General features: G+C 68.6%; 25 protein-coding genes. 12 read left to right on the top strand and 13 right to left on the bottom strand.

What is annotated here, in order from left to right:
* Positions 1–12 precede the first annotated feature (12 nt).
* The gene (locus tag EV649_RS28485; protein WP_130386680.1) at positions 13–1,230 is read left to right on the top strand and encodes an MFS transporter; all 1,218 of its coding nucleotides are present in this window, start codon (positions 13–15) and stop codon (positions 1,228–1,230) included.
* Positions 1,231–1,487: 257 nt separating this feature from the next.
* A complete protein-coding gene (locus tag EV649_RS28480; RefSeq protein ID WP_130386679.1) occupies positions 1,488–2,087 on the top strand; it encodes a gamma carbonic anhydrase family protein in 600 nt (199 codons plus the stop codon).
* A gap of 37 nt (positions 2,088–2,124) precedes the next feature.
* Here EV649_RS28480 and EV649_RS28475 read toward each other — a convergent pair whose 3' ends face one another.
* From EV649_RS28475 to EV649_RS28455, 5 genes are all read right to left on the bottom strand, one after another.
* Positions 2,125–3,036, bottom strand: a complete 912-nt coding sequence (locus tag EV649_RS28475; protein WP_130386678.1) for a sucrase ferredoxin — start codon at positions 3,034–3,036, stop codon at positions 2,125–2,127.
* Between the two features lie 54 nt (positions 3,037–3,090).
* Positions 3,091–4,392 carry a cupin domain-containing protein gene (locus EV649_RS28470; RefSeq protein ID WP_241998772.1) on the bottom strand — a complete coding sequence of 434 codons (1,302 nt, stop codon included), beginning with the start codon at positions 4,390–4,392 and terminating at the stop codon, positions 3,091–3,093.
* Positions 4,389–4,865 carry a hypothetical protein gene (locus tag EV649_RS41265; protein ID WP_198682744.1) on the bottom strand — a complete coding sequence of 159 codons (477 nt, stop codon included), beginning with the start codon at positions 4,863–4,865 and terminating at the stop codon, positions 4,389–4,391. The genes EV649_RS28470 and EV649_RS41265 overlap by 4 nt, the downstream gene beginning before the upstream one ends.
* Before the next feature lie 84 nt (positions 4,866–4,949).
* On the bottom strand, positions 4,950–6,017 hold the full coding sequence (gene cobC / locus EV649_RS28460; RefSeq protein WP_241998770.1) for an Rv2231c family pyridoxal phosphate-dependent protein CobC: 1,068 nt from the start codon (positions 6,015–6,017) through the stop codon (positions 4,950–4,952).
* Between the two features lie 55 nt (positions 6,018–6,072).
* On the bottom strand, positions 6,073–6,864 hold the full coding sequence (locus EV649_RS28455; protein WP_130386676.1) for a carbon-nitrogen hydrolase family protein: 792 nt from the start codon (positions 6,862–6,864) through the stop codon (positions 6,073–6,075).
* A gap of 63 nt (positions 6,865–6,927) precedes the next feature.
* On the opposite strand from EV649_RS28455, the gene EV649_RS28450 reads away from it, so the two are divergent.
* The 3 genes from EV649_RS28450 to EV649_RS28440 are packed head-to-tail and all read left to right on the top strand — an operon-like array spanning position 6,928 to position 9,354.
* Positions 6,928–7,467 (top strand): NTP transferase domain-containing protein, encoded by a 540-nt coding sequence (locus tag EV649_RS28450; RefSeq protein WP_241998768.1) that lies wholly within the window; start codon positions 6,928–6,930, stop codon positions 7,465–7,467.
* A gap of 32 nt (positions 7,468–7,499) precedes the next feature.
* Positions 7,500–8,366: an aminoglycoside phosphotransferase family protein gene (locus EV649_RS28445; RefSeq protein ID WP_130386674.1), complete on the top strand. Its 867-nt coding sequence runs from the start codon at positions 7,500–7,502 to the stop codon at positions 8,364–8,366.
* Positions 8,367–8,376: 10 nt separating this feature from the next.
* A complete protein-coding gene (locus EV649_RS28440) occupies positions 8,377–9,354 on the top strand; it encodes an NAD(P)H-quinone oxidoreductase (RefSeq protein ID WP_130386673.1) in 978 nt (325 codons plus the stop codon).
* On the opposite strand, the gene EV649_RS28435 is transcribed toward EV649_RS28440, so the two are convergent.
* Positions 9,344–9,760, bottom strand: a complete 417-nt coding sequence (locus tag EV649_RS28435) for a VOC family protein (protein ID WP_130386672.1) — start codon at positions 9,758–9,760, stop codon at positions 9,344–9,346. The two genes, EV649_RS28440 and EV649_RS28435, sit on opposite strands and share 11 nt — an antisense overlap.
* A 73-nt stretch (positions 9,761–9,833) precedes the next feature.
* On the opposite strand from EV649_RS28435, the gene EV649_RS28430 reads away from it, so the two are divergent.
* Positions 9,834–10,406, top strand: a complete 573-nt coding sequence (locus tag EV649_RS28430) for a TetR/AcrR family transcriptional regulator (RefSeq protein ID WP_130386671.1) — start codon at positions 9,834–9,836, stop codon at positions 10,404–10,406.
* A gap of 54 nt (positions 10,407–10,460) precedes the next feature.
* Here EV649_RS28430 and EV649_RS41260 read toward each other — a convergent pair whose 3' ends face one another.
* Complete coding sequence (locus EV649_RS41260; protein WP_198682743.1) at positions 10,461–10,619, bottom strand: hypothetical protein; 159 nt, start codon at positions 10,617–10,619, stop codon at positions 10,461–10,463.
* 25 nt (positions 10,620–10,644) lie between these two features.
* Here EV649_RS41260 and EV649_RS28425 point away from each other — a divergent pair, with 25 nt between their 5' ends.
* Positions 10,645–11,175 (top strand): CGNR zinc finger domain-containing protein, encoded by a 531-nt coding sequence (locus tag EV649_RS28425; RefSeq protein WP_130386670.1) that lies wholly within the window; start codon positions 10,645–10,647, stop codon positions 11,173–11,175.
* 20 nt (positions 11,176–11,195) lie between these two features.
* Positions 11,196–11,807: a bacterial proteasome activator family protein gene (locus EV649_RS28420; protein WP_130386669.1), complete on the top strand. Its 612-nt coding sequence runs from the start codon at positions 11,196–11,198 to the stop codon at positions 11,805–11,807.
* Between the two features lie 4 nt (positions 11,808–11,811).
* Here EV649_RS28420 and EV649_RS28415 read toward each other — a convergent pair whose 3' ends face one another.
* Complete coding sequence (locus EV649_RS28415) at positions 11,812–12,621, bottom strand: HAD family hydrolase (RefSeq protein ID WP_130386668.1); 810 nt, start codon at positions 12,619–12,621, stop codon at positions 11,812–11,814.
* A gap of 586 nt (positions 12,622–13,207) precedes the next feature.
* Between EV649_RS28415 and EV649_RS28410 the strand changes: the two genes are divergently transcribed.
* Complete coding sequence (locus tag EV649_RS28410) at positions 13,208–13,759, top strand: WhiB family transcriptional regulator (protein ID WP_130386667.1); 552 nt, start codon at positions 13,208–13,210, stop codon at positions 13,757–13,759.
* A gap of 94 nt (positions 13,760–13,853) precedes the next feature.
* On the opposite strand, the gene EV649_RS28405 is transcribed toward EV649_RS28410, so the two are convergent.
* Both EV649_RS28405 and serS read right to left on the bottom strand, forming a co-directional pair.
* Positions 13,854–14,648: an HAD family hydrolase gene (locus EV649_RS28405; protein ID WP_130386666.1), complete on the bottom strand. Its 795-nt coding sequence runs from the start codon at positions 14,646–14,648 to the stop codon at positions 13,854–13,856.
* Positions 14,645–15,919 (bottom strand): serine--tRNA ligase, encoded by a 1,275-nt coding sequence (gene serS, locus EV649_RS28400; protein WP_130386665.1) that lies wholly within the window; start codon positions 15,917–15,919, stop codon positions 14,645–14,647. The genes EV649_RS28405 and serS overlap by 4 nt, the downstream gene beginning before the upstream one ends.
* Before the next feature lie 127 nt (positions 15,920–16,046).
* Here serS and EV649_RS28395 point away from each other — a divergent pair, with 127 nt between their 5' ends.
* Positions 16,047–17,606, top strand: coding sequence for a diacylglycerol kinase family protein (locus EV649_RS28395; RefSeq protein WP_241998766.1), 1,560 nt, complete (start codon positions 16,047–16,049; stop codon positions 17,604–17,606).
* Here EV649_RS28395 and EV649_RS28390 read toward each other — a convergent pair.
* Positions 17,603–18,082 (bottom strand): DUF4446 family protein, encoded by a 480-nt coding sequence (locus EV649_RS28390; protein WP_241998764.1) that lies wholly within the window; start codon positions 18,080–18,082, stop codon positions 17,603–17,605. The two genes, EV649_RS28395 and EV649_RS28390, sit on opposite strands and share 4 nt — an antisense overlap.
* Before the next feature lie 113 nt (positions 18,083–18,195).
* Between EV649_RS28390 and larB the strand changes: the two genes are divergently transcribed.
* Entirely contained in the window at positions 18,196–18,912 is a 717-nt protein-coding gene (larB, locus tag EV649_RS28385; protein ID WP_130386663.1) for a nickel pincer cofactor biosynthesis protein LarB, read from the top strand.
* Entirely contained in the window at positions 18,912–20,174 is a 1,263-nt protein-coding gene (gene larC, locus EV649_RS28380; protein WP_130386662.1) for a nickel pincer cofactor biosynthesis protein LarC, read from the top strand. Before larB ends, larC begins: the two co-directional genes overlap by 1 nt.
* On the opposite strand, the gene EV649_RS28375 is transcribed toward larC, so the two are convergent.
* Both EV649_RS28375 and EV649_RS28370 read right to left on the bottom strand, forming a co-directional pair.
* Positions 20,171–21,712: a DUF2029 domain-containing protein gene (locus EV649_RS28375; protein WP_130386661.1), complete on the bottom strand. Its 1,542-nt coding sequence runs from the start codon at positions 21,710–21,712 to the stop codon at positions 20,171–20,173. The genes larC and EV649_RS28375 overlap by 4 nt on opposite strands.
* Positions 21,702–22,499, bottom strand: coding sequence for a glycosyltransferase (locus EV649_RS28370; protein ID WP_130386660.1), 798 nt, complete (start codon positions 22,497–22,499; stop codon positions 21,702–21,704). Before EV649_RS28370 ends, EV649_RS28375 begins: the two co-directional genes overlap by 11 nt.
* Positions 22,500–22,669: the final 170 nt, after the last annotated feature.

The raw sequence follows: 22,669 nt of genomic DNA, 5'->3' as shown, positions 1-22,669 counted from the left end.
GAGCGCTTTGCCATGCCCGCAGCCGCGTCACTCGGCCTCCCGAACGTCCGCGGTCGGGTCCCACTGCTGGCAGGTCTGGCGATCGACTCGTTCGGTGGCGGCTGCGCCGGGCCGCTGCTGTTGCTGTTCTTCAACAAGGTCGCCGGCATCCCACTCGGGACCGCCGGCGTGATGCTGACCGTCGCAACGCTGTTCTCCATCGCGGCACCGGCCGCTGTGGGTCTGGTCGTCGACCGCGTCGGGGCCCGGAACATTGTCGTGGCTGCGCAGTTCGCTCAGGGCCTGGCGTTCACGGGCTTCTTCTTCGGGCGGTCGATGTGGCTGCTCTTCTTGTGCGCGCTGGTCACGACGACCGGCCAGCGGGTGTTCTGGTCGGCGATCTTCAGCCTGCTTGCGGACGTCGCCGACGAGGGCGAGCGGGACAAGTGGTTCGGCCTGGGCGGGATGATGCAGGCCGGTGGCCTCGCTCTGGGCGCACTGGTGGCCGGCTGGCTGCTGGCGATCGGCGGGGACGCTCCGTACCTGTTCGCGATGGCTCTCAACGCGGTGACGTTCTACCTCGCCGGACTGCTGCTCCTGCGGCTGCACCCGTCGCACCACGAGCGGACCGACCAGGACACCGGTCCGGCGCCGTTGCTGCGCAAGGACAAGACGTTCCTGGCACTGATCGGCGCCAACACGTTGCTAGCGCTCTGCACGATGATGCTCGGCGTCGGCGTACCTGTGTACGTCACTGAAGCGCTGACAGTGCCGAAGTGGCTGGTCGGCGTATTGATCGCGGCGACGGCTGTCGTATTGGCGACCGGGCAGACGCTCGTCGTACGACACACCGAGCAGCGGCGTCGTACGAACGTCATGGTGGTCGCTGGGATCACGTACGCCGTGTGGGCGTTGCTGATGGCGCTGCAAGTACATATCGCGGCCGGATGGGTTGTGCCGGTGCTGGTGCTCGCCACGGCCTGCTACGCGTTCGCCGACGTACTGCACGCGGCGACGAACAACGCTCTCTCGGCCGTGATCTCGCCGGTCGTTGGGCGGGGGAAGTACCTGTCCTACTGGCAGTACTCGTTCACCTTCTCGAGCGTGCTGGCGCCGGCGTTCTTCGCGCAGCTCTTCGAGGTCCAGCACGAGCTGCCGTGGGTGGCGCTCGCGGTGCTCGCGCTGATCGCGAGTCTGACGATCTACGTGCTCGCCCGGGTGGCTCCGCGGTTGAGTTCCGCACGCATCTGAGCGGATCCCTGGGCGGATCTGAGCGACTGATTCCTGACCTGTCAGGATGCGTTGCATCTGATCGAACATCTGTTCTAATGTTGGCTCAGTTCGCGGTTCTCCACCCGGATTGTCCGCCGGACCGAGCCTGCCACCCCCGATGTGGACGGCCCGGAGGACACCGCCGCCCGGGTTGTGAGGACCCGGGCTGTGGAGAGTCCGCACAACCGATTTGGTACAAGCTGGAGCGAGGTGATCACGCGACGAGAGGACAGCAGATGTTGCTGGAACATCGCGGCCGTCGACCGGTCGTGCCCGAATCCGCATATGTCGCTCCATCGGCCGTGCTCTGCGGTGCCGTCGTCCTCGGCGAAGGCAGCAGGGTCCTGCACGGTGCGGTGCTGACGGCGGAGAACGGCGAGATCCGGCTCGGTGAGAACAGTGTGGTGATGGAGAACGCCCTGGTGCGCGGCCGGGCCGACCATCCCGCGCTCATCGGCGACGCGGTCCTGGTAGGTCCCCATGCACATGTCAACGGCGCCACGGTCGAGGACGAAGTCTTCATCGCCACGGGCGCCGCGTTGTTCCCAGGTTCTGTCGCCGGCGCAGGCGCGGAACTCCGGATCAACAGCGTGCTGCACGTGAACTCGCGGCTGGAAGCAGGCGCGGTCCTCCCGATCGGATGGATCGCCGTCGGCGACCCGGCCCAGCTCTTCTCCCCCGACCGGCACGAGGAGCTGTGGCAGATCCAGCGCGACCTGGACTTCCCGGGCACGGTGTACGGCGTGCCTCGCGGTACGTCCATGCGCGACATCATGGCGCGCCAGTCAGCGTTCTACGGCGAACATGCTTCGGACCGCCCGGCAGACCCGGCCTGACCCTTCAGGTGACGGTCAGGCGGTAGTCAGGCTCCGGTCAAGCTGTGGTCAGGCTGTGGAGTTCGAAGTGACGGACCTGGGCGGGAGAGGAACCTGCGCAGGTCAGGCGCGCGTCGACGGTGTCGAGGCGTGCCGAGACTTCGACGGCTATCGGGCCGTTGGTGGATGCGAGGAGGATTCGCCAGCGGTGTTCGCTGAGGACTTCAAAGGATTGCGGGAGGAGGTTGTCGACCACGGGTGAATGACCGGCGGCGCGGGCGAAGTGCTGGGCGGCTTGGACGGGCGGGGCGAACGCACCTGATCCACGGAGGAGATCGGGTACGACGGCACCCTCGTCGTACTGCTTAGCGAGTTCGACGGCGCGGGCTGGTGTGACGTGCCCGTAGAACAGGCCATGCGGCAGCACGACCACGTTCGCGGCGAAGCGGTCACCGCCGATGTGGCTGCATTCCCAGGTGCGTTCTGGGTACGCGGCAGTCAGCATCGCAGCGACCGGGCGTCCGCGTACGGCGCAACATGCGTCGTGTCGGCCGTGCGTACACACGAGGTAGACCGGCGCGTTGCTCACCAGCCCCGAGTCCTTGCCGGCGAGGACGTCCAGCAGGTGTTCGTCCGTCGGCAGGTCGCCCCAGCGAACGAGTTCACGCCCGGGGCGGCAGTCCACCAGTGCCCATCGCCGGGAGCTCGTCGGATCGAGGCGGCCGTACCGGCGGATCAGTACGGGCCGGATCCTCAACTCGCGGCATCGCCGCGCAACCACATCGCCCAGTTCGGCACCGGACGAGCTGTTTCGAAGGGAGGTCAGGGCCTGGCGAGGCCAGGCGGAGCGGGACTCGATCAGGAGCCAGCGCTCGGCGGGCGGGGCGGTCGCGATCAGGGAGTCGCGACGGAGGTCGGCTTGCGCCGCACAGCCGGTCTCCGGTCGGTATCTGATGTCACCGAGGTCCACGCCACCTCACGATACGGTTGCCGACTTCAACTACCAGCTGGTCACCCGCGATTGTCACTGGCCGGTGGCGACCACTACTGCCTCGGTGAGGAGGCGGCGGACCAGGACGAGTTGGTCGGCGTCGTCGAGGCCGGGGAGGTTTCCTACCTTGCAGTCGGCACCCGAGACGAGTTCCGTGACGGCTGCGGTCGTGGCGGGCGGGAAGGTGATGGTTCGGTCGGGGAGTTGGAGGACGAGCGGGTCGCCGGGGACGAGACGGCAGCGGAGGCCGGCGCGGAGGCGGACCGTCGTACCGACAGACAGGGAGGTGATGGACGCGGCGTGTGCCAGCGGTGGGAGCGGAGCTGGGCGGTTGCTGGACCAGGTACGGCGACGGAGGCGGTTGGCCAGTGCGTCCGGCGTCGCCGTACGGAGCTCCTGTGTGAAGAGTTCGACCACCTGCGGCAGTACCTGGGCTAGTTGCTCTGGGTCGCCAGGGTCGAAGCCGAGAGGTAGTGCGGTGCGCAGGGACGCCTGATTCGCAGCTAGTGCGGCCAACTCCTGTACGAGCAGGTAGCGCGTCAGTGTGTGTAGTCCGACGGTCAGGTGTGCGCTCACACCACCCAGTGCCTTGGCCGAGTGCAGGAAGCCGCGGGGTACGTACAGCGCATCGCCAGGCCGCAGGACCTCGTCGATCACCGGTGCCTGGTCGCGTGCCGCTTCTTCAACGGCGAGCGCGTGGTCGGTCCACGGCTGGTTGCGGAGCGGGTCGAGATGCACCGGCTCGTGTACGGTCCAGTGCTTCTCGCCGGCTACTTGCAGTACGAATACGTCGTGTACGTCGTAGTGCGCGGAGAAACCCTGCGACTCGGCTGGGGTGATGTACGCGTTGATCTGCACGGGGTGACCCGCGTCCGCGGACAGCTGGGTGGAGAAGTCGACGAGCGCGGGCCAGGTCCGGTGCAGCGCCTGCAGTACGACGGTGTGCCCGCTGGCGAACAGCGCGGCTACCTTGTCGTCTCGTACCTGGTCCGCGATGTCCGCGCCGACACCGGCCGGTCCGGTGAACTGGCTGTCTCCGACCACCGACCCGTTCTTCGCGATCCGCAGGAACGGCGTCCGTAGGCCGCGGCGGGACAGCAGCTCGTCGACGGCGTCGAGACTGAACAGGTCGTCGTACGGCGCGGGGAGGTCGGGACCTCGGGACAGCAGTGCCCGCGAACCCCAGTAGGAGTTCGCGAACTCGTCCAGATCCCCCGCTACACAGCGCCGGAGTGCCGGGCGCTCGTCTCGCAACTGCTCACCGCCATCGGCCGCCGACTGCGCGGCCGGATGGTTGTTCTGCGGGAACGGCCCGGCCTCCGGCACGGTGTTCACCAGCTTCCGGAGTTCCCGCCGGCGCCGCCGTCCGCGCCTCCATCGGCACCCCCATCAGAACCACCCGCGGCGCCACCCTCGGACTCACCAGACCCCGAGCCTTCGCCGTAGCCGCCGGCGCCGCCGTCTGCGCCACCGTCCTGAGTGCCCTGGGAAGCGCCGCCGTCCGCGGGTCCTTCGCCGCCGGCCCCGCCGTCTGCGCCACCGTCCTGGGTGCCCGGCGCAGCGCCGCCGTCCGCGGTTCCTTCACCGGCCCCGCCGTCAGCGCCACCGTCCTGGGTACCCGGCGAAGCGCCACCGTCGGCCGGCCCCTCGCCGCCGCCCGCGCCACCATCGGCACCACCATCGGCGCCGCCGTCCGAGGACTCCCCGCCGTACCCGCTACCCCCGCCACCGGGTGCAGCGGTCGAGCCGCCGTACTCGCCTTCGCCACCTTCGGACGAGGTGTTCATCTCGTCATCGTTGAGACCCATTGTGCTGCTCCCTTCGCGAACGACCAGAAAGTTGCCCAGGGAATACCAACCGGGGCACTGGTCATCTTGTGCGCAAAGAGGACCTCAGCTAAACCCCCCGTGCGTTACAGCGCCAACTCGATTAGGCGGCAGCAGATCCGACAGCACCTTCACAAACCCGTCGGTCACGTCCTCAGGCCGTACGGCGACCCGCAACCAGTCCGGCCCGAGACCCGGGAACGTATCCCCACGCCGTACCGCAAACCCCTGTGCACGCAGGGATTCCCGCACCTCCACCGCCCCCGGCACGTGAACGAGAACGAACGGCGCCCGTGCCACGCCGTACGTCGAAAGTCCGCTGACCGTTCCGAGACTGTCAAGCAGATGGACACGCTGGCGTTCGATGTCGAGGGCAGCCTGGGCCGCTTCCGCGACGGCGCGCTCGTTGCTGCAGGCAATTGCCGCCGCAAGTGCAGGAGTGGACACCGGCCAGTGCGGCTGTACCGCGGCCAGCTGCTCGATCAGACCCGCGCCGGCGATGACGTACCCGACCCGCAGCCCCGCGAGTCCCCACGTCTTCGTCAGGCTCCGCACCACCACGAGCCCCGGGATCGACGCGCCGGCGAGCGACTCGGGCTCACCGGGTACGGCGTCCATGAACGCCTCGTCGACGACCAGGATCCGGTCGGGTCGCGCCAGCTCGCGCAGGTCGTCGGCGCGGTGCAGCACCGACGTCGGGTTGGTGGGGTTACCAATGACAACGAGATCAGCGTCGGCCGGTACGGCGGACGGGTCCAGCGTGAACCCGTCCTCGGGCCGCAGGATCACCCGGTCGACCAGGTGCCCGGCGGAACGCAACGCCGCCTCGGGCTCGGTGAACTGTGGATGAACCACGACCGGATGCCGCGGCCGGAACGCCCGCGCGATCAGGACGAACGCCTCCGCGGCCCCCGCGGTCAGCAGCACCCGCTCCTCCGCGACACCATGCCGGTGCGCGACCGCAGCAACGGCCGCGTCCTGCCGTGGGTACGCCGCCAGCTCGGTCAGGCTCGCCGTGATCGCGTCGAGCAACCAGGGCGGGGGTGTACCCGCGCGGACGTTGACGGCGAGGTCGACCAGCCCCTCACCGACCTCGAGATCGCCGTGATGCTCCAGATCAAACCCATCCGCCACGCCCAGGAGGCTAACGGGTCAGCGAGTTTCCCGGACCAGCCGGTCCGCGCTCTGGTCAGCGGGGCGTGACCGAGTACCGGCGGTTCTGCAGGGACGGGTTGCGCTTGCGTACGTCGGCCAGTCGCTCGGCTGTGATCTCAGCGAACGCATGTCCGTCCGCCTCACCAACCGACGCCAGCGCGACGCCCTGCGGGTCTATGACCTGGCTGAGACCGCAGTACTTCTTACCGTTCTGTGCTGCCGCTGCGACGTAGCAGGTGTTCTCCACAGCGCGGGCGGTGAGCAGCGTGGTCCAGTGGTGCTCCTTGAGCGGTCCGCGGACCCAGGCGGCCGGAACGACGAGCACCTCGGCGCCGGCGTCGACGAGCGCGCGGGAGAGCTCTGGGAAGCGCAGGTCGTAACAGGTCATCAGACCGAGCGAGTGACCGCCGATCTGGACCACGACCGGGGCAACGTCACCAGGTGTCAGCTGGTCGGACTCCTTGTACCCAAACGCGTCGTACAGATGGATCTTGCGGTAGGCGCCGAGCAGTGCGCCGTCCGCGCCGACAGCCAGGAGTGTGTTGTACGGACGATGCTGGTCGCAGCTGCGTTCGAACATCCCCGCAACAATCGCCACGCCGTTCTCGACCGCAGCCTTCCGGAGCGTCGTGACGAACTCGCCGTCGAGCGCCTCGGCAGCCTCCGCCACCGACTCCCCCTCGACCGCGAAGTCGGACATCATCGCTTCCGGCAGCACCACAAGGTCAGGCCCGCCCTGCGCTGCATCAGCGACCAGACGGCTGACTGCGTCCCGGTTGGCGGCCTTGTCGTAACTGCTGGCGGCCTGCACCACGGCAATCCTCATCTCCCCATGGTGCCGCAGAAGCGGCTGGGAGAAACGGGGCCGGCCGGATGCGAGACTGCTGGGGTGGAGTTCGACGTGGTGGTGCTGGCGGGGGGCGGGTCCACTCGGTTCGGTGGGGTGGACAAGGCGATGCTCGTTCTCGACGGGATGTCGTTGCTGGATCGGGTGTTGACGGCGACGGCGGGGGCCGCCTCGACCGTGGTGGTGGGTCCGGTGCGTACGACGTACCGGGAGGTGAACTGGACGGTGGAGGACCCGCCGTCGGGCGGGCCGGTGGCGGGGCTGGCGGCTGGACTCCAGCACGGGACGGCACCGGTCGTCGTGGTGGTGAGTTGTGACCTACCGTGGATCACCGAGGCCGACGTGACGACGCTCGTCCAAGGGCTCGCGGAGCACGACGGATTCGGGCTGCGCGATACCGACGGCCAGGAGCAGCAGCTCGCGACCGCGTACCGACGTACCGCGTTGGCGCAGGCGATCCACGACGTAGGCGATCCCAGAGACAAGTCGGTACGCCGGACGCTCGCCGGCCTCGACCTCGCCTGGACCGAACCGACCCACGCGGGCGACGACGTCGACACCTGGTCGGACCTGGACGGCTGAAAACCGCTGGACGTCGATCGTAGATTCGACGCATGGATGTCGCGCAACTGGTGAGGGACGTCGTCGGGCTCGACGTCAGCGAGGTTGTGCAGCGCACCGGCGGGCAGTTGAGCACCGTGTACGAGGTGCGCACGTCTGCCGAACCAGTGATCGTGAAGGTCTACGCGCCGGAGTGGCTCTGGAAGCAGGCCAAGGAAGTGCATGTCTACGGGATGCTGGAGCAGGAGCTCGCCGGCTCGATCCCGCGAGTGATGCACGTCGGCGACGGCGTCACGATGCTGTCGAAGGTCGACGGCGTTCCGCTGTCCGAGGCCGAGCCGCCCGACTGGCGGGCGATGTACGCGCAACTCGGCGAGCTGTTGCAGCGCGTTCACCGCATCGAGCAACCGGCGTACGGCTATCTGACCGACCAGATCCTCGACCCGCTGCCGGACAACGATCAGTACATGCGACGGCAGTTCGCGAAGAAGCTGCAGGAGTTCGAGCAGCTCGGCGGTGACCCGAAGCTGCACGCCGAGATCACCACTCATGTCGAACAGCACGCGCACCTGTTCGCAGACAACCCGGCAGCCGTCCTGTGCCACAACGACTTCCACGAAGGCAACATCCTCGTGGACCCCGCGACCTGGCGCGTGAACGGGTTCATCGATGTGGAGAACGCGATCGCCGCCGATCCGCTCATCGATCTGGCGAAGACGATCCAGTACTCCGCCCACGACAACCCCGAGAAGCTCGCCGGCCTCACCGACGGGTACGGCGCCGTACCCGAGGACCGGATCGGCGTCTACCGGCTCTATCACTCGCTCGAACTATGGGACTGGTTCCAGTCGATCGGCGAGACCACTTACCTCGACTCCATCGCGCAGGACCTGGCAAAACTGGTCGAGCGCTGCGGGTAGGTTGGGCAGCATGCGAGCTGTCGTGGTTCATGGTGCCGGCGGAATCGACGTCCTCGGGATCGGCGAGATCCCGGACCCGGAACCGGCGTACGACGAGGTCGTCATCGACGTCGTCGCGGCCGGCGTGAACCGCGCTGACCTGCTCCAGCGGCAGGGCTTCTACCCACCGCCGCCCGGCGCTCCCGGCACGATCGGCCTCGAGGTGTCCGGCCGGATCGCCGCGGTCGGCGCCGAGGTCGAGGACTGGTCGGTCGGCGACGAGTGCTGCGCGCTGCTCGCCGGCGGCGGGTACGCCGAGAAGGTCGTCGTACCCGCTCCGCAGGTGATGCCCGTGCCGGACGGTCTCGACCTGGTCAGTGCGGCCGCGCTGCCCGAGGTCGTCGCGACCGTCTGGTCCAACATCTTCATGACCGCGCATCTCAAGGCGGGCGAGACCCTGCTCGTGCACGGCGGCTCGTCCGGGATCGGCTCGATGGCGATCCAGCTCGGCGTCGCGCACGGCGCGCGGGTGCTGACCACGGTCGGCACCAAGGAGAAGATGGAGTTCTGCACCCGGCTCGGCGCGGACGTCGCGATCAACTACAAGGAAGCCGAGTGGGCGTCCGTGGTGAGCGAGGCGACCAACGGCGCGGGCGCCGACGTGATCCTCGACATCATGGGCGCGAAGTACCTGACCGACAACGTGAAGTCGCTCGCGTACGACGGGCGGCTCGTGGTGATCGGGATGCAGGGCGGGGCGAAGGGCGAACTGGACCTCGGGCGGCTGCTCAGCCGGCGCGGATCGGTGATCGCCACCGGCCTGCGGTTCCGTTCGGTCGCGGACAAGGGCCGGATCATCGCCGAGGTCGTCGGCCACGTCTGGCCGCTGATCGCGGAGCAGAAGGTCCTCCCGGTCGTGCACTCCACGTTCCCCCTCGCCGAGGTCGCGAAGGCGCACGAGACCCTCGAGAAGTCCACCCAGCTGGGCAAGGTCCTCCTCACTCTGTAGGCAGGTTGGCGGCGACCCATTCCGGGTCGGGTTCCACCAGTTGGATCACGTCGATCCAGGTGCCGGCCGGGTCGCGGACGAAGAAGTGGCGTTGGCCGAAGACCTCGGTCTTCGGGTCGCCCTCCAGTTTCACGCCGCCCGCACGCAGCGCGGCGGCGATCTTGTCGGCGTCGTCGACGACGAAGCCGAAAACGTTGGTGCTTTCGGTCTGCGCCGACACCGCTGCCGGGATCGTCGGGTGGCCGCGCTCCATGATCGCGAGCTCCCAGTCCGCCGTGCCGCGGCGAACCGTGATGAACCAGCCGAGATCGATCCCGACCTGCAGGTCGAGGTACTGCGTGTAGAAGGCGGCGACCTCCGAGGGGTGGTCGGTGACGACGGTCGCGCCGAATGCCGCGGGTTGCATAGAGTCTCCTGACTACTACAGCTGTTGTTGTTGTGTACGACAGTTGTAGTGGAACTCTGCTAGCCTTGTCAACATGCCCCGGAATCCGGAACGCCGTACCCAACTGGCCGACGCCGGCCTCGCCGTGCTCGCGGAGGCCGGCGCCCGCGGCCTGACGCACCGAGCCGTCGACGCCGCCGCCGGGCTCCCGGCCGGCACGGCGTCCAACTACTTCAAGACCCGTGACGCGCTCCTCGGCGCGCTCGGCGAGCGGATCTTCGAGCGCCTCGCCCCGGACGAGGCCGTCCTCGAGCCGCTCGCCACTCGGGAGCCGGGCCTCGAACTGATGACGGACTACGTCCACTACATCGTCGAGCGCCTGCTCGGCCGCCCGGAACTCACGCTCGCCCTGCTCGAACTCCGCCTCGAAGCGGCCCGCCGCCCCGGCCTGCACGAGATCCTGTCGCGCACGCTCCGGCAGGGCTTCGACGCTGATGTCGCCTTCAACGCGAATGCCGGACTGCCAGGCGGCGCCGAGGAGATCCGCCTGCTGCATTTCGCCATCGACGGCCTGGTCCTCGACCAGCTGACCCCTGGCACCGGACGCCCGTACGACGTGCAGGCGATCACCGCCCGCCTCGTCCGCCGCCTGACCCACGAGGACTGACAATTTCTTGCCCTTGGCAACCACACACACGGTTGCCAGCCACAACAGTCGCTCTCACCGGCCGGTCGCGGCGACCTCCGGGTAGGCGACGGGGTACGGCGGTGTGCTTGTGATGCGCCATTGACCACAAGCACACCGCTGGTACACGACCAGCCCCTCGCTGACGTGGTGGCTCGAGATCGGGGACCAGCGATGGCGGTGGAGGTCGGTCATGGATCCATCGTGATGTAATGGCATTATGCATCTCAACCCTTACGGCGCGGACGCGGTCCTGCTCGCGGTGAATCTGGTGACCCGCCCGGCGAATACACCGGACGAGCTGGCCGAGCGGTGCGAGGAGAGCGGCGTCGAGAGCCGCCTGGTGCGCGAGCGGCACGTCACCGCCGCGGATCTGGCCGCCGTACGTACGGCGCTCGACGAGTGGCTGCTGGTGGTGGACGCACCGGACGATCAGGCGCGGGTCGACCTGGTGAACGCGATGCTCGCGAAGTACACCGAGCATCCGCGGCTCACCAACCACGCTGGCGACGGCTGGCACATGCACTACCGCCCGGACAACGTGCCCGTCGGGCGGCTGGTCGCGACACTGATCAGCACCGGTACGGCGTTGCACCTGGCCGGCCGTGGCATCACCCGGCTCGGCCGCTGCGCCACCGAAGGCTGCGACAACGTGTACGCCGACCTCTCCCGCACCGGACGCCAGCGCTATTGCAGCCCGGCCTGCGCCAACCGGGACGCCGTACGCCGCCACCGTGCCCGCGCCTCATGACCCCGGCCTAGGATGGGCAGATGAGCGAGAGCAGCAGCGAGGGCCAGGAAGTTCCGATGGCCGGGGCGCGCACCGAAGACGGCAAGGTGCTGATCGTCGGGCCGGACGGCATGGCCGTCGAGGGACCGCCGCGCTCCGACAACGACGACGAGCGCGACGAGGAACCGCGCTCGGTGACCGAGCTGGTCGAACAGCCGGCCAAGGTGATGCGGGTCGCGAACATGATCCGGCAGCTGCTGGAAGAGGTGAAGTCGGCGCCGCTCGACGAAGCCTCCCGAGCGCAGCTGCGTGCAATCCACGAGGCGTCGATCAAGGAACTCGAGAGCGGCCTCGCACCGGAACTGGTCGAGGAGCTGGAGCGTCTCAGCCTCGACTTCACCGACGACAGCACGCCGACCGAGGCCGAACTGCGGATCGCGCAGGCGCAGCTGGTGGGCTGGCTGGAAGGCTTGTTCCACGGCATTCAGACGGCGTTGTTCGCGCAGCAGATGGCGGCGCGTCAGCAGCTGGAGCAGATGCGTCGCGCACTGCCCGGCGGTCAGCAACTGCCCGGCGAAGAGCACCCCGGCTTCCCTGGTGCACCGCAGGCCGGTAACACCGACGGCCCGGGCAGCGGCGGGATGTACTTGTAACGCCTTATTTCAAAGGCTGGAAGAACTCCTCGAGGACGGCGGCGACGCCGTCCTCGTCGTTTGCGGGGGCGATTTTGTCCACCACTGCGAGGACTTCGGGATGTGCGTTCGCGACGCCGTACGACGTTCCGGCCCAGGCGAGCATCGGAAGATCGTTGACCGAGTCACCGAACGCGATCGTCTCAGCAGCCGAGATCCCTTGTGTAGCGGCGAAATCGGCCAGCATCGTGGCCTTCGAGACCCCGCTCGCCGAAATCTCCACCAAACCGTGACCTCCACTGTGACTGGCCGTCACTCGTTGGCCCACCAACGGATTCACCAGCCCGAGCAGCTCGTCGGAGTGCATGCTCGGATGCCGGACGAGCAGCTTCGCGGCCGGCTCCGCGAGCAGTTCCTCCACCGCGGCGATCAAGGTATTGTCCGGTTTCGGCCAGCGATTCAGGTAGACCGGTTCCTGTCCGTAGCGGTCCGGTCGCTCGATGGCGAACTGCACGTCCGGAATCGCCGCGCGAATCGCCTGCGCCACCTCGAGTGCGACCGCGGGGTCGATCAACCGGGTCCGAATCGCCTTACGGCGCAGGACGTCGTACAAAATGGAGCCGTTGGCAACAATCGCGACACCGTGCTCGCCGACCAGGTACGACAGGTCGTGCAGCCAGCGAGGTGGCCGGGCGGTGACCATCACGAAAACACTTCCTGCCTGCTGCGCCGCGAGGACCGCGGCACGGGTCCGGTCGGACACGGTGCCGTCACTGCGGACGAGCGTTCCGTCGAGATCGGTGGCTATCAGGCGGGGGTTTCGCGGGGCCGTCACCGGGTAACGATATCGCCACAGTGCCGTTGCACGAGCCGGTCGCGCACTACCCTTCCAAGTGCCTCGGGCGCAAGCGGTATGGCGTTGGTTTCAGGTCTTTTTGACTTATCTAATTGAGCTTTTGACAACGTCATCAGACCGTTACGGCAGGATGCTGCAAAGGCAGCGAGTTCCCCTGCGCCACCCCGTTGGCGCGTGATTTCATGCGGTGGTCTGGCGGGGAACCGGGGGCTGTTCGTTCGCGTCGTAAGCCTGTTCTGGATCAGCGCGACTGATTCCGCCCCACCTCCGGAAGCACACAGAAGCGTCGAAGAACTGTTGTGGAATTGGCTGCAACCAAAACCGCGGCAGCGACGTCAACAGTTATGGATCGGTGCGTCCCGCGCCCGGGACGACACGGTGGGCAGGCAAGTTGCGCAGGTCCATCAGCTAGCGGATCCGTGCGGACGAACGACGTTCACCGTTCGTTCATTCGGGTCTTGATACTTGGGGAGCCTTGATGATCGTCAACAGCGCCAATCTAGCGGGGCCGGGGGGCAGTAGCTCCCGAGCGGCTGTCGACACATGTTCCAACGGGGAGGGAGCAATGACCGGCTGCATCGCTCGTTCCGACATCTTTCAGCACCGGCTGATGGAGGAGCCGCCGCCGGCGTCCGCCACCCGTCGTACTCGGGAGCGGTACGAGCAGCTTGTCCGCGAGGCCAAGACGCTCTGCGCGTCGTGCCCGCTCTTCACCGACTGCCTGTACAGCGCGGTCGCCGAGCACGACGTGAGCGGCTTCGTCGCCGGAACCACTGCTGTACAACGGCGTTCGATCCGCAACCTGCTCGACGTAGAGGTGCAGGCGGACGACTTCGACCAGCTTGCCGGCGCGCGGGGCACCCGCCGTCCGGTCAGCCACGAAGAAGTTCTGCGGCTGCGCACGCAGTACCCGAACGACAGCCTGGAGTCCCTGGCCATGCGGCTGGGCTGCTCGCTGTCGACGGTCAAGCGGCACCTGCGGCGGGCCCGTCGCGGCCAGAGCCCGGCAGCCAAGACGCCGCGGCCGCGGCCCGAGGTCGGCGCCGTGCTGGACGCGTTCGACACCGTGGTCGACCAGCAGCACCAGCCACGCCGTACGGGCAGCCGGGTCGCCTGATCCGATACTCGGCCCGCCAGCGGACTATCGGACACTGATCGATCGAAGGCCCGGACCCCCTGTAATTACAGGGAGTCCGGGCCTTTCGCTTGCCTCAGAACCAGCGGTTCAGTACCGCGGCGACGCCGTCGTCCTGGACGGACTTGGTGACCTCGTCGGCGGCGACCTTGACCTCGTCCGGGGCGGAGTCCATGGCGATGCCGAGACCGGCGTACGTGAGCATCTCGATGTCGTTGCGTCCGTCACCGATCGCGAGCAGGCCGGCCGGGTCCAGGTCGTACTGGGCGAGCGCGACCTTCAGACCGGTCGACTTGTCCACACCCTCGGGCGCGATGTCCAGCCACGCGGTCCAGCCCACGAAGTAGCTGACCCCGTGCAGGCCGAGGCGTTCCGCCAGGTGGACGAAATCGCTCTCGGACTGGTCCGGGTCCCGGATGATCAACCGAGTCACGGGTTGCGGTGCGAGCTCGTGGTCGCCGACCACGCGGATCTGCGCGTTCGCCCCGAGATCGCCGTCCGGGAACGGCGCGGTGACCAGGTAGCTGCCGTCCTGGTCCTCGACCGCCATCCGCGCGTTCGGCGCGTACCTGCGCACCGAGGTGATCACGGTCGACGGATCGAAGGTCCGCTCGTCGACGACCTCGCCGTCCGGGTAGCGCAGCGTGCGCGCACCGTTGCTGCAGACAACGAATCCGCCGGACCGCAGCCCGAGCCGCTCGGCCACCGGCTTGGTGGTCGACCACGCCCGGCCGGTCGCCAGGATCACAGGCACCTGCTCGGCGGTACGGCGTACGGCGTCGACGACCGCGGGCGACATCCCCTCGTCGTGGTCGATCAGCGTGCCATCGATGTCCAGGGCAACGGCCGTCGGCCGCGGTACTTCGATCATTTGGCGACCGGTTCGAGAACCTCGCGGCCGCCGACGTACGGCTGCAGCGCGGTCGGCACCCGGACCGAGCCGTCGGCGAGCTGGTGCGTCTCGAGGATCGCGACGATCCAGCGGGTGGTCGCCAGCGTCCCGTTCAGCGTCGCGACCGGCTGCGTCTTGCCGTCGGCGTCCCGGTGCCGGATGTTCAGGCGGCGGGCCTGGAAGTCCGTGCAGTTCGACGTCGAGGTCAGCTCGCGGTACCGGCCCTGCGTCGGCACCCACGCCTCGCAGTCGAACTTCCGGTACGCCGAGACGCCCAGGTCACCGGTCGCGGTGTCGATCACCCGGTAGCTCAGCTCCATCTTGTCGAGCATCTCCTTCTCCCAGGCCAGCAGCCGCAGGTGCTCCGCGGCCGCATCCTCCAGGCTGCAGTAGGAGAACATCTCGACCTTGTCGAACTGGTGGACACGGATGATCCCGCGGGTGTCCTTCCCGTGCGACCCTGCTTCCTTGCGGTAGCAGGACGACCAGCCGGCGTACCGGACCGGGCCGTTCGACAGGTCGAGGATCTCGTCCATGTGGTAGCCGGCCAGCGCGACCTCCGACGTACCGGTCAGGTACAGCTCGGGGTCCTCGAGCCGGTAGACGTCGTCGTGCGCCGACAGGTAGCCGGTGCCGCCCATCACCTCGGGCTTGACCAGCGTCGGCGTGATCATCGGGGTGAAGCCGTTCTCCACCGCCTGCTGGACGGCCAGCTGCAGCATGCCGAGCTGGAGCAGCATCCCGACACCCTTGAGGAAGTAGAACCGGGATCCGCTGATCTTCGCGCCGCGTTCCATGTCGATCGCGCCGAGCAGTTCGCCCAGCGCCAGGTGGTCGCGGGGCTCGAAGCCCTCGGCGGCGAAGTCGCGCGGCTTGCCGACCTCCTCCACCACGACGTAGTCGTCCTCGCCGCCGACCGGGGCCTCGTCGGACACCAGGTTCGGCAGGGCGGCGGCGAGCTCGTCGAAGCGGCGGCCGGCGTCGTTCGCGGCGGCCTCGTTGGCCTTCACCTCGGCGGCCAGGGTCTTGGTCCGGTCCAGCAGCGCGGTGCGCTCGTCACCCTTGGCCTGGGCGACCTGCTTGCCGAGCGACTTCTGCTCGGCCCGGAGCGCCTCGAAGGCGGAGATGGACGATCGACGCTCCCCGTCGGCGACCAGGATCTGGTCGACCAGGTCCGTACTCTCGCCGCGCTTGGTCAGGGCGGCGCGCACGACATCAGGGGTCTCACGGAGCAGTTTCGCGTCAATCACACCCTGAGGGTATCGGGGCGTGTCAGAAGCGGCGAAGTCTATTCGGGATGATGGTCTAGGTACACGTGACCATCTAGGGGGATCTGAGCGGGCCATGAACCACCACCCACCCAGTCCGATCGGTCGTGTGCTCACGGTCGTGCTGGGTGCGCTGCCGTTCACGGTGATCACGGTGCTCGTGTTCGGGCAGTGGCCGCCGCTGGCCCGCTGGGATCAGTCGGTTGCCGCTCGAGCTGCGTCGTACGGCGCTGCGCACGAGAGTGTCGTGGACTTCTGGCAGGTGGTCGGGGCGGTCGTGCTGCCCTGGACGTCGCGGGCGGTGATCCTGGTCGTCGCGGCGTACCTGTGGCATCGCCGGGCCCGGTTGCTGACCGTGTGGCTGATCACCTCCGCGGGTGCCGAGCTGGGCCTGGTGCAGGCGGTCAAGGCGATCTTCGAGCGGGAGCGGCCGGCGCTGATGCTGGTCGAGAACGACGGGTTCTCGTACGTGTCCGGTCACGCGACGGCCGCGTTCGTGATGGCCGGCGCGCTCGGCGTCGTCCTGCCGTCGGTGCGGGGCTGGCGTCGGCGGTTCCGGCTGCTGGTGCTGGTGCCGGTGATCGTGGTGGTGTGGATCGCTTCGGCCGACCGGATCGCGCTGAACGTCCACTACGTGTCCGACGTACTCGGCGGCTGGGCGCTCGGGCTGGCGATCCTGACCGCGACGTCGATCGGGTTCGGCCTCCGGCCGGGGCTGCGGCGGCGCCGTCGGCGTACCCCGTCGGACGACGACGGTACGGCGGCTCCGCCACGGGCCGCGGTCATCGTGAACCCGATCAAGGTCGGCGACGGCGTGGCGTTCCGGCGGAAGGTGACGCGGGCGCTCGCGGTCCGCGGGTACGACGATCCGCTCTGGCTGGAGACCCGCGTGGACGACGCCGGAAACGCGATGGCGAAGCTGGCGATCGAGAACGAGTCCGACCTGGTGCTGGTCGCGGGCGGCGACGGTACGGTCCGGGTGGTGTGCTCGGCGCTCGCGCACACCGGGATCCCGGTCGGCGTGATCCCGGCCGGCACCGGGAACCTGCTGGCGCGCAACCTGCACATCCCGCTCGACCTGGACGACGCGCTGGAGCGGATCCTCGAGGGACGCGACCGGCGGATCGACCTGGTCCGGGTCCACGGCGACGAGCTCGACACCGACCGGTTCGCGGTGATGGCCGGGCTCGGCCTGGACGCCGCGATCATGTCCGACGCCCCGCCGCACCTGAAGAAGCAGATCGGCTGGACGGCGTACCTGGTGTCGGCGGCGAAGAACATCAACCACCCGTCGGTCCGCGTCCAGATCACCATCGACGACGCCGAGACCATCGAACGCCGCGTCCGGACGGTCGTGATCGGCAACGTCGGCATGCTGCAGGCCAACATCCCCCTGCTCCCCGACGCCCGCCCCGACGACGGTCTCCTGGATGTCGTCGTGATCGCCCCGCGGCGCGTGACCCAGTGGCCGATCGTCGTGTGGCGGCTCCTGACCCGCACCAACCGCGCCGACATGTACCTGGAACGCTTCACCGGCCGCAAGGTCGAGATCGTCGCCGCCGTAGACGTCCAACGCCAACTGGACGGCGACCCCATCGGCCCCGGCCGCTCCCTGTCCACCGAAATAGAACCCGGAGCCCTCACCGCCCGCGTCCCCAAGCGCCGCTAGGGCTGCTCTGACTCCTTGCGGAGCGTTTCCAGGGCCTCTTCCTCTTCCGGGGAGAGTTTGGATTCGCTGGTGAAGGACTTGATCTCTTTGGCGTAGGTGCGGGCGTCGGCGCGGCTGTTGATCGAGGTGAGGATGACGCCGTCGCCGTGGTCGTCGAGGATTGCCATCGACCAGGAGAGCTTGCCGCCGGTCTCGCCGAAGGCGTCGTACCGGACGACGGCGAGGTGCTGCAGGGTTTCCTTGAGTTCGCCGCGGGTGATTTCGAGGTCCTTGCCCAGCTTGCGCAGCTCTGACTTCACGGTGCCGGGTTTGGCTTCCGGCTGGGCCTGTTGGGGCTCCGGCTCGGGGAGCGCGGCGGGCGGGACCTGATTCGACGAGACCGTCCGGGCCCGGAGGGCCTGGATCGCGAACACCAGGGCAAGCACCGCCACAAAGAGGGCGGTGACCCCGAAGGCACCGGCTAACGTCGAAGACACAGCACGAGAGCCTAAGGCATCGAGTGTTATGCCTGAGTGTTCAGGTGATCGCACAGCGTGCGCGGCCGGGGACGGATGCGGTACCTCGGGCCGGGGCAACGTAGATTCACGGCGTGACACATTTGCCTGATCAGGGCCCACAACCGGGCGTCCACGACCTCGGCTACGCACGGCTCGACACCGACCGGCTCGGACGCACGGGAGACGCCGAAGTTGTCTACGGCGCGGGCAAGACGCCGTCTCAGGTCGTGGAACTGCTGCGGACCCTGCACGCCGCGCACCCCGGTCACGCCGTACTGGCGACCCGGTTGACGGACGAGACCCAGGCGGCCGTGGCCGCGGCGCTGCCGGATGCGGTGGTGGACCCGGTCGGCCGTACGGCGGTGCTCGGCGAACCGCCGGCACTGCGGGGAACTGTCGCCGTCGTGGCGGCTGGTACGTCGGACGCTCCGGTGGCTGCTGAGGCGGCGACGACGGCTCGCGTGTTCGGGGCCGGGGTGGATGTCATCACGGATGTGGGCGTCGCCGGGCTGCACCGGATTCTCGGGGTGCGGGAGCGGCTCGACGGGGCTGACTGCCTGATCGTGGTTGCGGGGATGGAGGGCGCGCTGCCGAGCGTTGTCGGCGGACTGGTCGGGGTGCCGCTGGTGGCGGTGCCTACGTCGGTCGGGTACGGCGCCTCGTTCGGTGGACTGGCGGCGCTGCTCGGGATGCTGAACTCGTGCGCACCTGGGGTGACGGTTGTGAACATCGACAACGGCTTCGGGGCCGGAGTGTTCGCGGCACGCGTCGCGCGGCAGTCGACTCCTCGCGAGACGAAGGAGGCGTGATGAGAGTCGCTTGGATCGACTGCTCGGCCGGCGCCTCCGGTGACATGCTCCTGGGCGCGTTCCTCTCGGCAGGTGCTGACCTGAACGCGGTGAACGCGGCGGTCGCTGCCGTGGACCCGTCGTTGTCCGTCACCGTCACACAAACCGCTCGCCACCAGATCGCCGCCACCAAGGCCAGCGTCGAGGTCAACGGCGAGCCCCACCCGGAAAACATCCCGGACGCTGGTCACGGGCACGGGCACGACGATGCCGGACATGGGCACGGGCACAGTGATGGAGCCGGGCATGGGCCTACTCGGGCTTGGGCTGAGGTTCGGCGGTTGCTCGAGGAGGCGCGGCTCGACGACGCGGTTCGGGCTCGTGCGCTGGATACCTTCGGGCGTCTTGCCCGCGCGGAGGCTGCCGCTCACGGGGTGGAGCCGGACACCGTGCACTTCCATGAGGTCGGCGCCCTGGACGCGATCGCGGACATCGTCGGAGTTGCCGCCGCGTCGGTCTCGCTCGATCTCGATCGCATCGTGGTTTCGACGATCGTGCTGGGCGGCGGCGGTCAGGTGCGCGGTCAGCACGGTGGCATCCCGATCCCAGGTCCCGCGGTCCTCCATCTGGTGTCCGAGGCCGAAGCACCGGTCACCGGCGGCCCAGCGCCGTACGAGATGACGACACCGACCGGCGCGGCCCTGCTGGCGAGCCTGGCGGACGAGTTCGGACCGCTGCCGCCGATGCGGATCGAGCAGACCGGCGTCGGAGCGGGCGGCCGGGACCCGGTGGAGGTGCCGAACATCCTGCGCGTGGTGATCGGTGCGTCAGCCGACGAATTGGCGACTGAGCTCGTGTACGAGACCAACGTCGACGACCTCGACCCGCGGATCTGGCCGCAGGTCCTGGCCCGGCTGATGGAGGCCGGTGCCGCCGACGCGTGGCTGACCCCGATCCTGATGAAGAAGGGCCGTCCGGCGCACACACTGTCGGTCCTGGTCGGCAGTGCGAACGCCGAGACGGTCCGGGCGGTGATCCTGGCCGAGACGTCGGCGATCGGTCTGCGTGAGTTCGGGATCCGGAAGCACGCCGCGGACCGCGAGTTCGCCACCGTGGACGTCGAGGGCCAGTCGATCCACGTGAAGATCGCGCGGTACGGCGGTCAGGTGATCAACGTGCAGCCGGAGTACGACGACGTGGCCGCGGCCGCGAACGTCCTGAAGAAGCCCGTGAAGTCGGTCCTCGCCAAGGCGATCGCAGCGGGCCACGACCTCTGGAGTTAGTGCGCCTCAGCAGCGTTCTCCGGGACGGACTTCTGTTTGCGGCGGGGCCAGTCGTACGGCCACCACTGGGCGCCGTTGCGGCGGGCCCAGACGATCAGGCCGATCAGGACGGCGAGCTCGATCGCCGGGCAGAGGGTGTCGCGGAGGCGCGCGCTGAAGAACTCCAGGGAGTCCGACAGGCTCGCGGCGACCTGGCGTGCGTGCGGATCTCGCCCGGGGACGTACGCGATCGCGAGCATCGTCGTACGGACGACCATCAGGCCGTCGACCTTGGACGCGGCGACCGCGGCGAGGGCGACCCAGGCGATCACGTCGTACCAGGGGAGCGAGTACATCGCGGTCAGCACCCACGCGATCGCGTAGATCGCGGTGTACCGGATCGCGGCCGGTGTCGGGTCGTCCGGATGCGTTTGCGGCACCAGCGACTTCGGGAACACCTGCGTCAGCAGGATCGCGACCACGATCAGGCCGACCCAGGCGAGGATCGCCAGGACGGTCCGCACCAGGCCGTTCGGCAGGAACAGGGTGAAGAAGCTCAGCAGCACCTTGTGCGGCGTACCGGTGGAGATGAACGACGTCTGCGAGCGGGCCTGCTGGAACGCCTGCAGCCCGACGATCGCGTACAGCCCGCCCATCGCGAGCGCGCCGCCACCGCAGAAGTACAGGCACTTACGACGGTCGGCACGTAGCGCCCACAGCATCGCCACGCCGACCAGGCCGATCGACAGCTTGGTGCAGCCCGCGACGCCGATCAGGATGCCGGCCAGGAACACGTGCCGCCGGAACAGCACCAGCGCGATCACCGCGAACATCACCGCGATCGCGTCGTTGTGCGCACCGGCCAGCACCGACCACAGCAGCAGCGGGTTCGCGAGGCTGAGCATGATCACGCGTCGCCTCGCCGGTAGGTCCTTGCCGACCAGCTTGACCAGCAGCAGCCCGGTGACGACCAGGCTGATCGCGACCGACAACTGCAGCATCCACACGGTGAGCTGCGCGGAGTTGCCACCGATCACCGAGGACAGCCACTGGATCCAGGTCGCGATCGGCCCGTACACGCTGCGCGCGCCCTGCCACGGTCGCTCGGTCGCGGTGATGACCGGGTCGTACCCGAGCCGGATGGTGTCCGCCGGCGAGGCCGTGTACGGGTCGCCGCCGAGCGCCATGATCCGCCCGTACGCCGCGTAGATCAGCACATCGCCCGATGCCATGGGTGGCACCACCGTGATCGCCGCCGTCGTACCGATGCCCAAGGCAATCAATCGGTCGACACGCGGCGCCCAGCCGTGCTTCAACGCCTTGGTGGCAAGGAAAACGCCGTACCCGCCGAGTGCGATCGCGACGTAGATCATCACCGACACGAGCCAGTCGTTCGGCTTGGTGTCGAACCAGTACGACGGGAGCCACGCGTGCCGGTTCGTCAGCGTCAGCACGACCACCGACGGACCGAGCAGGCCGACGGCGACGATCAGCGCCGTACAGGCCAGATAGAGAGCGACAGCCCGGCGGCCGTACTTCAGGCCAAGCTCAGTGCTCATTGCGCAGTCTCCGCGGGAACAGACTGCGCAGCGACGGCCCTCCACCGTCCGCGGGCAGCGCACTGCGAGCGGCGAGCGCACGCCGGACGTGCAGGTACTGCTTCGCGCGGTGCAGCTGACCCCGCAGATCCGTCCCGGTCGCGCGGTGCCGGACCTCGATCGGCACCTCCAGGATCCGGAAACCCTTCCGGCCCAGGTCGATCGTCAGCGCGGTCTCGACACCGAACCCGGCAGCCAGCGGTACGGCGGAATCGAACGCGGCCCGGGTGATGCAGCGCTGCCCGGACAACGGCTGCTCCGGCGCCCAGCCGGTCGCCTCCTGGATCCCGGCCCGCGCCAGCCGGACCACGAACCCGTGGCCGCCGGCCTTCGACCCGTCGGCCCGGATCTGCGCCGGCAACGTCCCGATGGTCATGTCCGCGCGGCCGGTCTGCACCGGCTCGATCAGCGGACCCGCTCCGGAGGCGGTGTCGGTCAGGTCGGCGTCGAGGAACAGCAGGTGCCGCGGCCGGGCGCCGTCCCGCTCCGCGACAGCGGCCGCGCCGGTCTCCATCGCGGCAGCCTTCCCGCGGTTGCGCTCATGCCGTACGACGACCGCACCGGCCCGCTCGGCCGCTTCCGTCGTACCGTCCGTGGAGCCGTCGTCGACGACCACGACCAGGTCGACACCGACCATCTTGTGCACCGCGTCGACGGTCGCCGCGATCCGGTCGGCCTCGTCCTTCGCCGGGATCACGCAGGCGACGGCACGCTCGAACGGTTCGGGGGAATGGTCTTCATCGGGCACAGCACCGCAGCCTAGTTCCTCTCCAGCCGATCGACCGCGTCAGCAGCCGCTGCCCGCGGATTTCTCGTCCTTTCGTACGACGGGTCGGCCAGGGCAGGATCGATATCGGCCAGGTGGCAGATGTTCCCGGGTCGCAGCGGCGGCAGGATTTCCGGCGTCAGGGAAAACCG

Origin of the sequence: Kribbella sp. VKM Ac-2569, assembly GCF_004216905.1 — a bacterium.
In the GTDB taxonomy this organism is placed as follows: Bacteria; Actinomycetota; Actinomycetes; order Propionibacteriales; family Kribbellaceae; genus Kribbella.
This window is presented reverse-complemented; position numbering and strand designations above follow the sequence as displayed.